9 protein-coding genes and 3 rRNA genes are annotated in these 15,438 nt (G+C 66.1%); 10 read left to right on the forward strand and 2 right to left on the reverse strand.

Features of this window, described 5'->3' with window-relative positions:
* Positions 1-29: 29 nt before the first annotated feature.
* A complete protein-coding gene (ilvD, locus tag MDN94_RS09980) occupies positions 30-1,880 on the forward strand; it encodes a dihydroxy-acid dehydratase (protein WP_482725509.1) in 1,851 nt (616 codons plus the stop codon).
* A 33-nt stretch (positions 1,881-1,913) separates the two neighbouring features.
* Here ilvD and MDN94_RS09985 read toward each other — a convergent pair whose 3' ends face one another.
* The gene (locus tag MDN94_RS09985) at positions 1,914-4,088 is read right to left on the reverse strand and encodes a protein kinase domain-containing protein (RefSeq protein ID WP_482727044.1); all 2,175 of its coding nucleotides are present in this window, start codon (positions 4,086-4,088) and stop codon (positions 1,914-1,916) included.
* Positions 4,089-4,219: 131 nt separating this feature from the next.
* Between MDN94_RS09985 and MDN94_RS09990 the strand changes: the two genes are divergently transcribed.
* The 5 genes from MDN94_RS09990 (at position 4,220) to proC (ending at position 7,674) form a co-directional block, all read left to right on the forward strand.
* Positions 4,220-4,558 (forward strand): peptidase, encoded by a 339-nt coding sequence (locus tag MDN94_RS09990; protein ID WP_482725510.1) that lies wholly within the window; start codon positions 4,220-4,222, stop codon positions 4,556-4,558.
* 32 nt (positions 4,559-4,590) lie between these two features.
* A complete protein-coding gene (locus tag MDN94_RS09995; protein ID WP_482725511.1) occupies positions 4,591-5,106 on the forward strand; it encodes a hypothetical protein in 516 nt (171 codons plus the stop codon).
* Positions 5,107-5,202: 96 nt separating this feature from the next.
* Positions 5,203-5,970: an ABC transporter ATP-binding protein gene (locus MDN94_RS10000; protein WP_482725512.1), complete on the forward strand. Its 768-nt coding sequence runs from the start codon at positions 5,203-5,205 to the stop codon at positions 5,968-5,970.
* Complete coding sequence (locus MDN94_RS10005; RefSeq protein ID WP_482725513.1) at positions 5,967-6,752, forward strand: ABC transporter permease; 786 nt, start codon at positions 5,967-5,969, stop codon at positions 6,750-6,752. Before MDN94_RS10000 ends, MDN94_RS10005 begins: the two co-directional genes overlap by 4 nt.
* A gap of 112 nt (positions 6,753-6,864) precedes the next feature.
* Positions 6,865-7,674: a pyrroline-5-carboxylate reductase gene (proC, locus tag MDN94_RS10010; RefSeq protein ID WP_482725514.1), complete on the forward strand. Its 810-nt coding sequence runs from the start codon at positions 6,865-6,867 to the stop codon at positions 7,672-7,674.
* 34 nt (positions 7,675-7,708) lie between these two features.
* Here the strand turns inward: proC and trpS are convergent, their stop codons facing one another.
* Positions 7,709-8,707 carry a tryptophan--tRNA ligase gene (gene trpS, locus MDN94_RS10015; protein ID WP_482725515.1) on the reverse strand — a complete coding sequence of 333 codons (999 nt, stop codon included), beginning with the start codon at positions 8,705-8,707 and terminating at the stop codon, positions 7,709-7,711.
* An 821-nt stretch (positions 8,708-9,528) separates the two neighbouring features.
* On the opposite strand from trpS, the gene MDN94_RS10020 reads away from it, so the two are divergent.
* The 4 genes from MDN94_RS10020 to MDN94_RS10035 all read left to right on the forward strand — a co-directional run bounded on the left by MDN94_RS10020 (position 9,529) and on the right by MDN94_RS10035 (position 15,370).
* Positions 9,529-11,056 (forward strand): 16S ribosomal RNA (locus MDN94_RS10020).
* A 280-nt stretch (positions 11,057-11,336) separates the two neighbouring features.
* Positions 11,337-14,461, forward strand: a 23S ribosomal RNA gene (locus MDN94_RS10025).
* A gap of 75 nt (positions 14,462-14,536) precedes the next feature.
* A 5S ribosomal RNA gene (gene rrf, locus MDN94_RS10030) occupies positions 14,537-14,653 on the forward strand.
* Together the 16S, 23S and 5S rRNA genes form the textbook arrangement of a ribosomal RNA operon.
* A gap of 72 nt (positions 14,654-14,725) precedes the next feature.
* Positions 14,726-15,370, forward strand: a complete 645-nt coding sequence (locus MDN94_RS10035; RefSeq protein ID WP_482725516.1) for an HAD family hydrolase — start codon at positions 14,726-14,728, stop codon at positions 15,368-15,370.
* The last annotated feature ends 68 nt before the right edge of the window (positions 15,371-15,438 follow it).

Raw genomic sequence — 15,438 nt, forward strand, 5'->3', positions numbered from 1 at the left:
GGTACACCCGTCACGAGGAGCGAGCGACGATGCCCGAGCTGAGGTCCCGCACTGTCACCCACGGCCGCAACATGGCGGGTGCCCGCGCCCTTATGCGGGCGTCGGGCGTAGCGAGCGAGGACATCGGCAAGCCGATCGTCGCCGTCGCCAACTCCTTCACCGAGTTCGTCCCCGGGCACACGCACCTGGCCCCGGTGGGCCGGATCGTGTCCGAGGCGATCAAGGCCGCGGGCGCCGTGCCCCGCGAGTTCAACACGATCGCCGTCGACGACGGCATCGCCATGGGCCACGGCGGCATGCTCTACTCACTGCCCTCCCGCGACCTCATCGCCGACTCGGTCGAGTACATGGTCGAGGCGCACTGCGCGGACGCCCTGATCTGCATCTCCAACTGCGACAAGATCACCCCGGGCATGCTCAATGCCGCGCTGCGGCTGAACATCCCGACCGTCTTCGTCTCCGGCGGCCCGATGGAGTCCGGCCGGGCGACGCTCGTCGACGGCACGGTCCGCACGCTCGACCTGGTCGACGCCATGTCGGACGCGGTCAACGAGAAGATCTCGGACGAGGACATCCTCCGCATCGAGGAGAACGCCTGTCCGACCTGCGGCTCCTGTTCCGGCATGTTCACCGCCAACTCGATGAACTGCCTGACCGAGGCCATCGGCCTGTCCCTGCCGGGCAACGGCTCCGTCCTCGCCACCCACACCGCCCGCAAGGCGCTGTACGAGAACGCCGCCGCCACGGTCGTCGACATCACCAAGCGGTACTACGAGCAGGGCGACGAGTCCGTCCTGCCGCGTAACGTCGCCACCTTCGCGGCCTTCGAGAACGCCATGGCGCTCGACATCGCCATGGGCGGCTCGACGAACACGATCCTGCACCTGCTGGCCGCCGCCCAGGAGGCGGGCGTCGAGTTCGGCCTCGACGAGATCGACGCCGTCTCCCGCCGGGTGCCCTGCCTGGCAAAGGTCGCGCCGAACGTCGCCAAGAACCGCACGTACTACATGGAGGACGTCCACCGCGCCGGCGGCATCCCGGCCCTGCTGGGCGAGCTGCACCGCGCCGGCATGCTGAACGAGGACGTGCACTCCGTGCACAGCCCCTCGCTCGCGGACTGGCTCAAGAGCTGGGACGTGCGCGGCGGTTCGCCGTCCGCCGAGGCCGTCGAACTGTGGCACGCGGCGCCCGGCTGCGTCCGCTCCGCCACGGCCTTCTCCCAGTCCGAGCGCTGGGAGGCGCTGGACGACGACGCGGAGAACGGCTGCATCCGCTCCGCCGAGCACGCGTACTCCAAGGACGGCGGACTCGCCGTGCTGCGCGGCAACCTCGCCGTCGACGGCTGTGTCGTGAAGACCGCCGGCGTGGACGAGTCGATCTGGACCTTCGAGGGCCCGGCCGTGGTCTGCGAGTCGCAGGAAGAGGCCGTCGACAAGATCCTCAAGAAGGAGGTCACCCACGGCGATGTGGTGGTCATCCGGTACGAGGGCCCCAAGGGCGGCCCCGGCATGCAGGAGATGCTCTACCCGACGTCCTTCCTCAAGGGCCGCGGCCTCGGCAAGACCTGCGCCCTGATCACCGACGGCCGGTTCTCCGGCGGCACCTCGGGCCTGTCGATCGGCCACGCCTCCCCGGAGGCGGCCTCCGGCGGCACGATCGCGCTCGTCGAGGACGGCGACCGTATCCGCATCGACATCCCGGGCCGCACCATCGAACTCCTCGTCGATGAGGCCACGCTGGCGGCCCGGCGCGAGGCCCTGAACGGCGTCTACGCCCCCAAGTCGCGGGAACGCAAGGTGTCCGCCGCCCTGCGCGCCTACGCCGCGATGGCGACGAGCGCCGACAGGGGCGCTGTCAGGGACGTGTCCAAGCTGGGCTGACCCGCCGCCCGACTGCTCGCGGACCCGGTGCGCTCACCAGCGCGCCGGGTCCTTCGCGTCCACGGCGAAGACGGAGCCGTCCGGGGCGCTGGCGTACACCTTGCCGTCCACGGTGACGGGTGCGGGCAGCAGCGCGGAGAAGGTCGAACCGTCGTCGGACATCCGCAGGCCCGTCTGGCCGGTGATCCTGCCGAGCCGCGCGTCGACGGCGAGCAGCCGCCCGTCGGCGGCGGACAGGTAGACCGCCCGTCCGTCGGTGACCGGGCGCGAAAGGTGGGCGACCCCGGTCTCCAGGCGCCACAGCTCGGGACCGTCGGTACCCGGCCGGGCCGTGTCCAACGCGAGGAGCGAGCCGCCGGAACCGGAGATGTAGACGGTCCTCCCCGCGACCGTCGCCTGCGCCTGGTCGACCGGGACGGTCAGGGGCATGGTGCGCACGGCCCGGCCGTCGGTCGCGGTGTCGATCGTGACGACCGCGCCGGTGAAGCCGTCGGTGCCGGCCGAGAGGAGATACAGCACGCCGCCGGCGAGCGTTACCGGCGTCAGCGAACCCGGCACGCGTTCGGTCCACAGCAGCTCGCCGCTCATGGGGCCGACGGCGCTGACGAGGGTCGAGGTCCCACTCGCCGACGGCGTGGCGGCGAGCGCCGGGCCGTCGCCGCCCGGGTCGGACAGCCACTGGGTACCGGGCCCGCCGTGCCGCTTCCGCCAGCGCTCCTCGCCGGTGGTCGCGTCGATCGCCCGGACCGTCCCGGCGTCCGACACCAGCAGGACGGTGTCGCCGACGACTCGTACGGTCGGATGTCCGGACGCGTCCAGCTCCCGGCGCACCTCGCCCGTCCCCGGGTCGAGCGCCTGGTAGCGGTCACCGTCGCGCGTCACCATGTGCAGCAGTCCGCCGGCGGGGTGGGGCGCCAGGCCCTCGTCGCTCTGCGCGGCGGCGTCACCGGCGGCCCGGTCCTCCGCCGTCCAGACCGTCGAGCCGTCGGCCGGGTCCAGCCGGGTGGTCCCGACGCCGGGGGCCGCACAGTAGAGGGCGTCGCCGTCGCCGGCCGTGCACACGGGGACACCGGAGACGGCGCCGTCCCGCAGGGGGACGTTCCACGGGCGGAAGCGCTGTTCGGCGGAGGGCGTGGTGCGCCCGCCGGCGGGGGAGCCGTCGTCCGGGACGACGGCGGCGGTGCCGGCGGCGGCGAGTACGGCGACCGCGGCGACGGCGACGGCCCAGCGCCTTTTGGCCCGGCGCGCGGGGGAAGCGGCGGCGGGTGGGTCGCCGGCCGGATCGGAGCCCGCGGACGGTTCCGGCACGGCCGCGCGGATCTCACCGGGAGCGGGATCGCGCTGCGCCGGTATGTACGCCTGGGTGTCGTACGCGGAGGACGGCGAGGACGCCCGCAGCGCCACCATCAGCTCGTACGGCGTCGGCCGCGCCTGCGGGTCCTTCGCCAGACACCGCGCCACCAGCGGTACGAGCCGCTCCGGCACACCCGTCAGGTCCGGCTCGTTGTGCACGACCTGGTACGCCACGATGTACGGGCTGTCGGAGTCGAACGGCCCGCGCCCGGTCGCCGCGTGGACGAGCACCGCGCCCAGCGCGAACACATCCGCTGCCGGCCCGACCTCGCGGGGCCGCTGGAACTGCTCGGGTGCCATGAACGGCGGTGTGCCGATCAGTTTTCCGGTCTCGGTGCGCAGATCGCTGTCGGCGGGACGCGAGATGCCGAAGTCGATGACTTTCGGCCCGTCCGCGGCCAGCAGCACGTTGCTGGGTTTGAGATCGCGGTGCACCACGCCGGCCCGGTGGATGTCGCGGAGCGCCTCCGCGAGCCCGGCGCCCGCCCGCACGAGTTCGGCCGGATTCAGCGGGCCGTTCCGTTTCACCCGGTCCGCGAGGGTCGGGCCCTCGATGAACAAGGTGGCCATCCAGGGCCGGCCGGCGTCCGGGTCGGCGTCGACGACCGGCGCGGTGAAAGCTCCGCTGACCCGTCGGGCGGCGGCGACCTCTTGGCGGAAACGCGCTCTGAACTCCGGGTCCAGGGCGTGCTCGGCATGGATGACCTTGACCGCGAGCCGTAGACCCGAGGCGGAGGCGGCCAGATGGACGACGCCCATCCCGCCGTTGCCCAATACCGCCTCGAGGCGGTACTGCCCTGCATATTCCGGATGCTCCGCTTCCGGGAACGGCCCGGTGCTGCGCAGCGGTGGCATCTCCCACCCCCGTCTGATGGTGCGCACGCGCGACGCACGGAGCCTAGTCGATGATGCTTGCGATCCAGCCATGGCTTGCTAGCCTGCGCGCGGCGCAACTCCAATCGTCCATGTCAACGGGGGGAAGTCCGATGGCTCTTGAAGAGGCTCAGAACACAGCGGCCGGGAACGCGGCCGCCGAGGCGGACGCGACCGAGGCCGAATCGGTCGGCACCATGACGGTCAAGCGCTACCCGGTCGCCCCCGGCGTGCGTCTCAATGTGCGCAGCGGGCCGGGGACCGACTACCGGCTGGTCAGGATCCTGCCGTACGGCGCCACCGTCCCGATCAACTGCCAGAAGGCCGGCGAGACCGTCACCGGCACCTACGGCACGAGCAACATCTGGGACAACATCGCCAACGGCGAGTTCGTCGCGGACGCGTACGTGCAGACCGGCAGCGACGGTTACGTCGCCCGGCGCTGCGCCTGACCCTCCGCCCGCGTACGGGGATAATCGACCCCGTGAGCGAGCAGAGCGAGAACCCGACGGCGAGCGGCGGCGGCCCGGAGCCCGAGCCCATCCGTTTCTTCGGCACGACATGGGTCGGCCACGACGGGGGGTACGGGCTGCGCCGGGCCGCTGTCGCCGCCGGCTCGCTGATCACGGCCTTCGCGGCCGCCCTGCTCCTGCGCTTCGCCTATCAAGGGCTGGCCATCGCCGAGGTCGGCAGCTTCGTGAACGTCCTCGTCGTCGTGATGTTCGCGGTGTGCAGCGCCATAGCGTTCCGCAAGACCTGGGAGAGCTTCTCCCGCCGGCCCGACGGCTCGCCGTCGGAGGACTCGCTGCGCAGCCTCAAGACGATCGGCTTCATCGGCTCGCTCATCGCGTACGCCCTGCGTTGCCTCATTGAGGCGCCGGGCGAAAAGCTGCGCCGCGCCGAGTACGAGTCGGCGCTCAGGCAGTACGAGAAGCGCCGCGGCACCCGCTCGGGCAACCCGGCCGCCCGCGGGACGAAGGGCCGCCCCAAGCGCCGCTGACGCGACAGTCACACGAACGCCCGGTCATGCCCCTACAGGGGTGCGGCCGGGCGTTCGTGCTTGACGGCCCGTATCGGCCGGAGCATTATTCATCACATGATGAATTCATCTGGCGTCGCCGTCGTCGCCCGCGGCCTCACCGTGCTGCGAGGAGACCGCACCGTCCTGCGCGGCCTCGATTTCTCGGTCCTGTCCGGCCGCATCACCGGGCTCCTCGGGCCTTCCGGCTGCGGGAAGTCGACGCTGATGCGCGCGGTCGTCGGCACCCAGGCCAAGGTCGGCGGCACCCTCGAGATCCTCGGCCGACCCGCCGGCGCCGCCGAGCTCCGCTCCCGCATCGGCTACGTCACCCAGGCCCCGTCCGTCTACGACGACCTCACCGTCCGGCAGAACCTCGACTACTTCGCCTCCATCCTCCTCCCGGGCCGCCGCAACCGCGACGCCCGCCGCGAGTACGTCACGCGAGCCGTCGAGGACGTCGATCTCGCCTCGCACGCCGACTCGCTCGCCGGACGGCTCTCCGGCGGCCAGCGCAGCCGGGTCTCGCTCGCGGTCGCCCTGCTGGGCACCCCTGAGGTGCTCGTCCTCGACGAGCCCACCGTCGGCCTCGACCCCGTCCTCCGCCGCGACCTGTGGGACCTCTTCCACCGCCTCGCCGGCGAACGCGGAGCGACAATCCTCGTCTCCTCCCACGTGATGGACGAGGCCGAACGCTGTCACCGCCTCCTCCTCATGCGCGAAGGGGAGATCCTCGCCGAGGACGCCCCGGACGACCTGCGCGTCCGCACCCGCTCGGAAACCGTCGAACAGGCCTTCCTCCACCTCGTGGACGAGGCCGAGGCCCTTCAGGAGAGCCGCCGATGAGCTCCCGCCCGAATCCCGCCACCCTTCCGCGGCCGGCCCTCGCGCCCTCCGTGTCCCGCACCCTCGCGACCTCCGCACGGGTCCTGCGGCAGCTCCGCCACGACCCCCGCTCCATCGCCCTGATGCTGCTCGTGCCGTGCCTGATGCTCTTCCTGCTCCGATTCGTCTTCGACGGCAGCCCCGGTACCTTCGACTCCATCGGCGCCTCGCTGCTCGGCATCTTCCCGCTGATCACCATGTTCCTGGTGACCTCCATCGCCACCCTGCGCGAACGCACCTCCGGCACCCTGGAACGACTCCTCGCCATGCCGCTCGGCAAGGCCGACCTCATCGCCGGCTACGCACTCGCCTTCGGTCTCGTCGCAGTGATCCAGTCACTGCTCGCCACCGGACTCGCCCTCTGGGTCCTCGGCCTCGACGTCGTCGGCTCGCCCTGGCTGCTGCTCCTCGTCGCGCTGCTCGACGCGTTGCTGGGCACGGCGCTCGGACTGTTCGTCTCCGCCTTCGCCGCCTCCGAGTTCCAGGCGGTCCAGTTCATGCCGGCCGTGATCTTCCCCCAGCTGCTGCTGTGCGGCCTGTTCGCACCCCGCGACACGATGCAGCCCGTCCTCGAAGCAATTTCCGACGTGCTCCCCATGTCCTACGCCGTCGACGCCATGAGCGAGGTCCTGCGCCATCCCGACGTCACCGGCGACTTCGTGCGGGACGTCCTGGTCGTCGCACTCTGCGCGCTGGTCGTCCTCGCCCTCGGCGCCGCCACCCTGCGCCGCCGCACCGCCTGACCACCGCCACCACGGGCAGCGCCCGTACCGACACTCGGACGACCACGGCACGAGCCCGCCTCCGGTGACAGGATGTGCGCACGTATCCCCACCGGCGAGGTGAACTTCAGCCATGACCCAGACAGTCGCAGTCCTCGGTACGGGCAAGATCGGTGAAGCGCTGCTCAGCGGCATGATCCGTGCGGGCTGGCGCCCCGCGGACCTGCTGGTCACCACCCGTCGCACCGACCGCGCCGACGAACTGCGCACCCGGTACGGCGTCGAGCCCGTCACCAACGCGGAAGCCGCCAAGCGTGCCGACACCCTGATCCTCGCCGTCAAGCCGCAGGACATGGGCAAGCTCCTCGACGAGCTCGGCCCGCACATCACCGCGGACCGACTCGTCATCAGTGCGGCGGCCGGTATCACCACGTCCTTCATCGAGGAGCGCCTGGCCGCGGGCACACCCGTGGTCCGGGTCATGCCCAACACCCCTGTGCTCGTGGACGAGGGCATGTCCGTGATCTCCGCCGGCAGCCATGCCACGGGCGACCACGTCGCCCATGCCGAGGAGATCTTCGGCGGTGTGGGCAAGACGCTGCGCGTCCCCGAGTCGCAGCAGGACGCGGCGACGGCCCTCTCCGGCTCGGGTCCGGCGTACTTCTACTTCCTCGTCGAGGCCATGACGGACGCGGGAATCCTGCTCGGCCTTCCGCGCGCCCAGGCCCACGATCTGATCGTCCAGGCCGCCATCGGCGCGGCCGTGATGCTCAGGGACAGCGGCGAGCACCCGGTGAAACTGCGGGAAGCGGTCACCTCGCCGGCGGGCACCACCATCAGCGCCATCCGCGAACTGGAGAACCACGGCGTACGCGCGGCCCTGATCGCCGCTCTCGAGGCCGCCCGCGACCGCAGCCGCGAACTGGCCTCCGGCAACGGCTGACCGGCCCGCCGCGGTTCTCCGTGTTCCGCGTCCGTCATGCAGCCGGCAGCAGTCCGATCGCCCGGTAGGCGGCGTCCACCGTCGGACGGGCCATGCCCCTGGCCCGTTCCGCTCCCTTCCTCAGCACCTCGTCGACGTGTCCCGGATCGGCCGCGAGCTCGGCGTGCCGCTCCCTGATCGGCCTCAGCACCTCGAGTACCGCCTCGGCCGTGTCCTTCTTCAAGGCCCCGTACGACTGATACGCACCGGCCAGCTCCCTGGGGCTCTCGCCGGAGCAGGCCGAGAGGATCTCGAGCAGATTCGCGACGCCGGGCCGGGTGCCGGGGTCGTACTCGACGTCATGCCCGCTGTCCGTGACAGCCCGCATGATCTTCTTGCGCACCACGTCGGCCTCGTCCAGCAGGTAGACGATCCCAGCCCCGGAGTCGTGCGACTTCCCCATCTTCGACATGGGGTCCTGAAGGTCCATGACCCGGGCCGCGACCGGCGGGGCCGTGGCCCGGGGGACGGTGAAGGTGTGCCCGTAGCGCTGGTTGAACCGCACCGCCAGGTCGCGGGTCAGCTCCACATGCTGCGTCTGGTCGTCACCCACCGGCACGTCGTCCGCCTGGTAGGCCAGGATGTCCGCCGCCATCAGCGCCGGATAGGTGAGCAGCGACAGCCGCACGCTCTGCCCGGCCGCGTGTGCCCGGACGCTCTTCTCCTTGTACTGGATCATGCGCCGCAGCTCGCCGTCGGTGGCCGTGCACTCGAGGAGGTACGACAGCCGAGCGTGCTCGTCCACGTGGCTCTGCACGAAGACGGTGCACAGATCAGGGTTCAGGCCGGCCGCCAGCATCAGAGTCGCGGCCTGGCGACTGAGTCTGCGCACCCGCGCCGGGTCGTGCTCGACCGTGAGCGCGTGCAGGTCGACCACGCTGAACAGCGCTTCGGCCTGGTGCTGGTCCACCTCGACCCACCTGCGCATCGCGCCCAGGTAGTTTCCGAGGGTCAGATGCCCTGTCGGCTTGATCCCGCTGAAGATCCGCTTCATCCCGTTCTCCGTCTCCTGATCGAAGCCGCCGCGCTCAGCGGCCGGGCTCCCGGAGGGAGATACGCGAACGGCCGCCGAGGCGGCGGCCGTGGGTGCATGCGAAGGCGCCGGCCGCCGTCAGGCGGCCCACCACTGGTGGAGGCACATGCGCGATGTCATGGGCCCAACAGTACGCCGCCAGGGGCCGCCAGGGGGCGGGTTGACATCAGGTACCGGCATCCGTAGTGTTCTCCGAGTTGTCCGACGTGAGCACCGACCCCGGTCGGCCCCGGACAGCCATTCCGTAAGACCCACTTCGATGAACGGCATTCTGTGTCGTCTGTCTTTCGTGCGCCTTTGCGAAATGAAGAATCCACGTTCGAAAGGACGCCGGCCCCGATTAGCTTCGGGGCGGGGGATTCCGCTAAAGTCTCACTCGTCGGAACGGCCCAACAGCCGGGAAGGCAACTCCCGCTGACCGGGAATCAGGCCCGAAAGAGTCTGATAGAGTCGGAACCGCCGGAAGGCCGGAAAGCACACCGAGGAAATCGGATCGGAAAGATCTGATAGAGTCGGAAACGCAAGACCGAAGGGAAGCGCCCGGAGGAAAGCCCGAAGAGGGTGAGTACAAAGGAAGCGTCCGTTCCTTGAGAACTCAACAGTGTGCCAAAAATCAACGCCAGATATGTTGATACCCCGTCCATCTTCGGATGGTCGAGGTTCCTTTGAAAAAGTCCATCCCGCTTGCGGGGTGGCAATCACAGCGAGGACGCTGTGAACGACCGGTCTTATTCCGACCGGTTGTTCCGCTCTTCGGATGTGCACCCGATCACGGGTAAACATTCATGGAGAGTTTGATCCTGGCTCAGGACGAACGCTGGCGGCGTGCTTAACACATGCAAGTCGAACGATGAACCTCCTTCGGGAGGGGATTAGTGGCGAACGGGTGAGTAACACGTGGGCAATCTGCCCTTCACTCTGGGACAAGCCCTGGAAACGGGGTCTAATACCGGATAACACTGCGGATCGCATGGTCTGCGGTTGAAAGCTCCGGCGGTGAAGGATGAGCCCGCGGCCTATCAGCTTGTTGGTGGGGTGATGGCCTACCAAGGCGACGACGGGTAGCCGGCCTGAGAGGGCGACCGGCCACACTGGGACTGAGACACGGCCCAGACTCCTACGGGAGGCAGCAGTGGGGAATATTGCACAATGGGCGAAAGCCTGATGCAGCGACGCCGCGTGAGGGATGACGGCCTTCGGGTTGTAAACCTCTTTCAGCAGGGAAGAAGCGAAAGTGACGGTACCTGCAGAAGAAGCGCCGGCTAACTACGTGCCAGCAGCCGCGGTAATACGTAGGGCGCAAGCGTTGTCCGGAATTATTGGGCGTAAAGAGCTCGTAGGCGGCTTGTCGCGTCGGATGTGAAAGCCCGGGGCTTAACCCCGGGTCTGCATTCGATACGGGCAGGCTAGAGTGTGGTAGGGGAGATCGGAATTCCTGGTGTAGCGGTGAAATGCGCAGATATCAGGAGGAACACCGGTGGCGAAGGCGGATCTCTGGGCCATTACTGACGCTGAGGAGCGAAAGCGTGGGGAGCGAACAGGATTAGATACCCTGGTAGTCCACGCCGTAAACGTTGGGAACTAGGTGTTGGCGACATTCCACGTCGTCGGTGCCGCAGCTAACGCATTAAGTTCCCCGCCTGGGGAGTACGGCCGCAAGGCTAAAACTCAAAGGAATTGACGGGGGCCCGCACAAGCAGCGGAGCATGTGGCTTAATTCGACGCAACGCGAAGAACCTTACCAAGGCTTGACATATACCGGAAAGCATCAGAGATGGTGCCCCCCTTGTGGTCGGTATACAGGTGGTGCATGGCTGTCGTCAGCTCGTGTCGTGAGATGTTGGGTTAAGTCCCGCAACGAGCGCAACCCTTGTTCTGTGTTGCCAGCATGCCCTTCGGGGTGATGGGGACTCACAGGAGACTGCCGGGGTCAACTCGGAGGAAGGTGGGGACGACGTCAAGTCATCATGCCCCTTATGTCTTGGGCTGCACACGTGCTACAATGGCCGGTACAAAGAGCTGCGAAGCCGTGAGGCGGAGCGAATCTCAAAAAGCCGGTCTCAGTTCGGATTGGGGTCTGCAACTCGACCCCATGAAGTCGGAGTTGCTAGTAATCGCAGATCAGCATTGCTGCGGTGAATACGTTCCCGGGCCTTGTACACACCGCCCGTCACGTCACGAAAGTCGGTAACACCCGAAGCCGGTGGCCCAACCCCTTGTGGGAGGGAGCTGTCGAAGGTGGGACTGGCGATTGGGACGAAGTCGTAACAAGGTAGCCGTACCGGAAGGTGCGGCTGGATCACCTCCTTTCTAAGGAGCACATGGCCGACTGCGAGCGAATGACTCGCACGGTTGCTCATGGGTGGAACGTTGATTATTCGGCACAGTTGATGGATGAATTCACCAGTACTGCTTCGGCGTGGAACGTGATCACCATCCGGGACTGTTCCGGGCACACTGTTGGGTGTCTGAGGGTGCGAGCGTTGCTCGTCCTTCGGGATGCCGGCCCCAGTGAACTCACCTTGAAAAGGGTGGGGTGATGGGTGGCTGGTCGTTGCTTGAGAACTACACAGTGGACGCGAGCATCTGTGGCCAAGTTTTTAAGGGCGCACGGTGGATGCCTTGGCACCAGGAACCGATGAAGGACGTGGGAGGCCACGATAGTCCCCGGGGAGCCGTCAACCAGGCTTTGATCCGGGGGTTTCCGAATGGGGAAACCCGGCAGTCGTCATGGGCTGTCACCCGCTGCTGAACACATAGGCAGTGTGGAGGGAACGAGGGGAAGTGAAACATCTCAGTACCCTCAGGAAGAGAAAACAACCGTGATTCCGGGAGTAGTGGCGAGCGAAACCGGATGAGGCCAAACCGTATGCGTGTGATACCCGGCAGGGGTTGCGCATACGGGGTTGTGGGATCTCTCTTTCATTGTCTGCCGGCAATGAGACGAGTCAGAAACCGTATGAATAGGCGAAGGACATGCGAAAGGTCCGGCGTAGAGGGTAAGACCCCCGTAGCTGAAATTCATGCGGCTCGTTTGAGAGACACCCAAGTAGCACGGGGCCCGAGAAATCCCGTGTGAATCTGGCGGGACCACCCGCTAAGCCTAAATATTCCCTGGTGACCGATAGCGGATAGTACCGTGAGGGAATGGTGAAAAGTACCGCGGGAGCGGAGTGAAATAGTACCTGAAACCGTGTGCCTACAAGCCGTGGGAGCGTCGCTGTATGTGCTTGCACATGCAGTCGTGACTGCGTGCCTTTTGAAGAATGAGCCTGCGAGTTAGCGGTGTGTAGCGAGGTTAACCCGTGTGGGGAAGCCGTAGCGAAAGCGAGTCCGAACAGGGCGATCGAGTTGCACGCTCTAGACCCGAAGCGGAGTGATCTAGCCATGGGCAGGTTGAAGCGGAGGTAAGACTTCGTGGAGGACCGAACCCACCAGGGTTGAAAACCTGGGGGATGACCTGTGGTTAGGGGTGAAAGGCCAATCAAACTCCGTGATAGCTGGTTCTCCCCGAAATGCATTTAGGTGCAGCGTCGTGTGTTTCTTGCCGGAGGTAGAGCACTGGATAGGCGATGGGCCCTACCGGGTTACTGACCTTAGCCAAACTCCGAATGCCGGTAAGTGAGAGCGCGGCAGTGAGACTGTGGGGGATAAGCTCCATGGTCGAGAGGGAAACAGCCCAGAGCATCGACTAAGGCCCCTAAGCGTACGCTAAGTGGGAAAGGATGTGGAGTCGCAGAGACAACCAGGAGGTTGGCTTAGAAGCAGCCACCCTTGAAAGAGTGCGTAATAGCTCACTGGTCAAGTGATTCCGCGCCGACAATGTAGCGGGGCTCAAGCGTACCGCCGAAGTCGTGTCATTCCAGCATGAGGGCCAACGCCCGCTGGGATGGGTAGGGGAGCGTCGTGTGCCGGGTGAAGCAGCCGCGGAAGCGAGTTGTGGACGGTTCACGAGTGAGAATGCAGGCATGAGTAGCGATACACACGTGAGAAACGTGTGCGCCGATTGACTAAGGGTTCCTGGGTCAAGCTGATCTGCCCAGGGTAAGTCGGGACCTAAGGCGAGGCCGACAGGCGTAGTCGATGGACAACCGGTTGATATTCCGGTACCCGCTTTGAAACGCCCAATATCGAATCAGGCGATGCTAAGTCCGTGAAGCCGCCGGCTGAGTCTTCGGACGAGGTCGGAGTGGTGGAGCCGACGAACCAGACTTGTAGTAGGTAAGCGATGGGGTGACGCAGGAAGGTAGTCCAGCCCGGGCGGTGGTTGTCCCGGGGTAAGGGTGTAGGACGTGGGGTAGGCAAATCCGCCTCACACATAGTCTGAGACCTGATGCCGAGCCGATTGTGGTGAAGTGGATGATCCTATGCTGTCGAGAAAAGCCTCTAGCGAGTTTCATGGCGGCCCGTACCCTAAACCGACTCAGGTGGTCAGGTAGAGAATACCGAGGCGTTCGGGTGAACTATGGTTAAGGAACTCGGCAAAATGCCCCCGTAACTTCGGGAGAAGGGGGGCCATCACTGGTGATCCGATTTACTCGGTGAGCTGGGGGTGGCCGCAGAGACCAGCGAGAAGCGACTGTTTACTAAAAACACAGGTCCGTGCGAAGCCGTAAGGCGATGTATACGGACTGACGCCTGCCCGGTGCTGGAACGTTAAGGGGACCGGTTAGTCACTCTTCGGGGTGGCGAAGCTGAGAACTTAAGCGCCAGTAAACGGCGGTGGTAACTATAACCATCCTAAGGTAGCGAAATTCCTTGTCGGGTAAGTTCCGACCTGCACGAATGGCGTAACGACTTCTCGACTGTCTCAACCATAGGCCCGGTGAAATTGCACTACGAGTAAAGATGCTCGTTTCGCGCAGCAGGACGGAAAGACCCCGGGACCTTTACTACAGTTTGATATTGGTGTTCGGTTCGGCTTGTGTAGGATAGGTGGGAGACTGTGAAGCTTGGACGCCAGTTCAGGTGGAGTCGTCGTTGAAATACCACTCTGGTCGTGCTGGATGTCTAACCTGGGTCCGTGATCCGGATCAGGGACAGTGTCTGATGGGTAGTTTAACTGGGGCGGTTGCCTCCCAAAGGGTAACGGAGGCGCCCAAAGGTTCCCTCAGCCTGGTTGGCAATCAGGTGTTGAGTGTAAGTGCACAAGGGAGCTTGACTGTGAGACCGACGGGTCGAGCAGGGACGAAAGTCGGGACTAGTGATCCGGCGGTGGCTTGTGGAAGCGCCGTCGCTCAACGGATAAAAGGTACCCCGGGGATAACAGGCTGATCTTCCCCAAGAGTCCATATCGACGGGATGGTTTGGCACCTCGATGTCGGCTCGTCGCATCCTGGGGCTGGAGTCGGTCCCAAGGGTTGGGCTGTTCGCCCATTAAAGCGGTACGCGAGCTGGGTTTAGAACGTCGTGAGACAGTTCGGTCCCTATCCGCTGTGCGCGTAGGAGTCTTGAGAAGGGCTGTCCCTAGTACGAGAGGACCGGGACGGACGAACCTCTGGTGTGCCAGTTGTCCTGCCAAGGGCATGGCTGGTTGGCTACGTTCGGAAAGGATAACCGCTGAAAGCATCTAAGCGGGAAGCCTGCTTCGAGATGAGGACTCCCACCTCCTTGAGAGGGTAAGGCTCCCAGTAGACGACTGGGTTGATAGGCCGGATATGGAAGCCCTGTAAGGGGTGGAGTTGACCGGTACTAATAGGCCGAGGGCTTGTCCTCAGTTGCTCGCGTCCACTGTGTTAGTTCTGAAGTAACGAACTCGCCTTGTCGGCTTGAGTTCCAACTTCATAGTGTTTCGGTGGTCATTGCGTTAGGGAAACGCCCGGTTACATTCCGAACCCGGAAGCTAAGCCTTTCAGCGCCGATGGTACTGCAGGGGGGACCCTGTGGGAGAGTAGGACGCCGCCGAACAATCATTGTGGGAAAGCCCCGCACCTCTGGTGCGGGGCTTTCCTGCGTTCAGGGTCGATTAAGGTCGGCCGCATGCGCTATGACCTCGTCATCTTCGACAACGACGGAGTGCTCGTCGACAGCGAGCCCCTGTCCAACACCCTCCTGGCCGCCTATCTCACCGAGCTGGGACACCCCACCACGTACGAGGAGTCCCTGCGGGACTACATGGGCGCCGCGATGCACCGGGTGCACGACGTCGTCCGGGAGCGGACCGGGCAGGACCTGCCGGCGGACTTCGACGACACGTTCCATGCCCGCGTCTTCGCCGCGTTCGAAGGGGAGTTGGCGGCTGTCGACGGGGTGACCGAAGTGCTCGAGAAGCTCCGCGCCGATGCCGTCCCCTACTGCGTCGCGTCGTCCGGCAGTCATGAGCGCATCCGGATCGGGCACCGCACGACCGGACTCGACCGGTGGTTCAGGGAAGGGACCGTCTTCAGCGCGCAGGACGTCGGCAGGGGCAAGCCCGCACCCGACCTGTTCCTCCATGCCGCCGAGCGGATGGGTGTGGCGCCCGAGCGGTGCGTGGTCGTCGAGGACAGCCGTCTCGGCGTGCAGGCGGCGCTCGCGGCCGGGATGGACGTGTACGGATTCACGGCCATGACCCCTGCGGCCGAACTGGCGGGCGCCGACGGACACTTCGCCACCATGGCGGAGCTGCCCGCACTGCTCGCGTGAACGCTGCCCGGACGACGCCGGCAGGTCGGCGGCGCCGTTCGCGGTGAAGCGGCTCGTACGACGCTGCC

Source organism: Streptomyces sp. WAC00040, assembly GCF_056835925.1.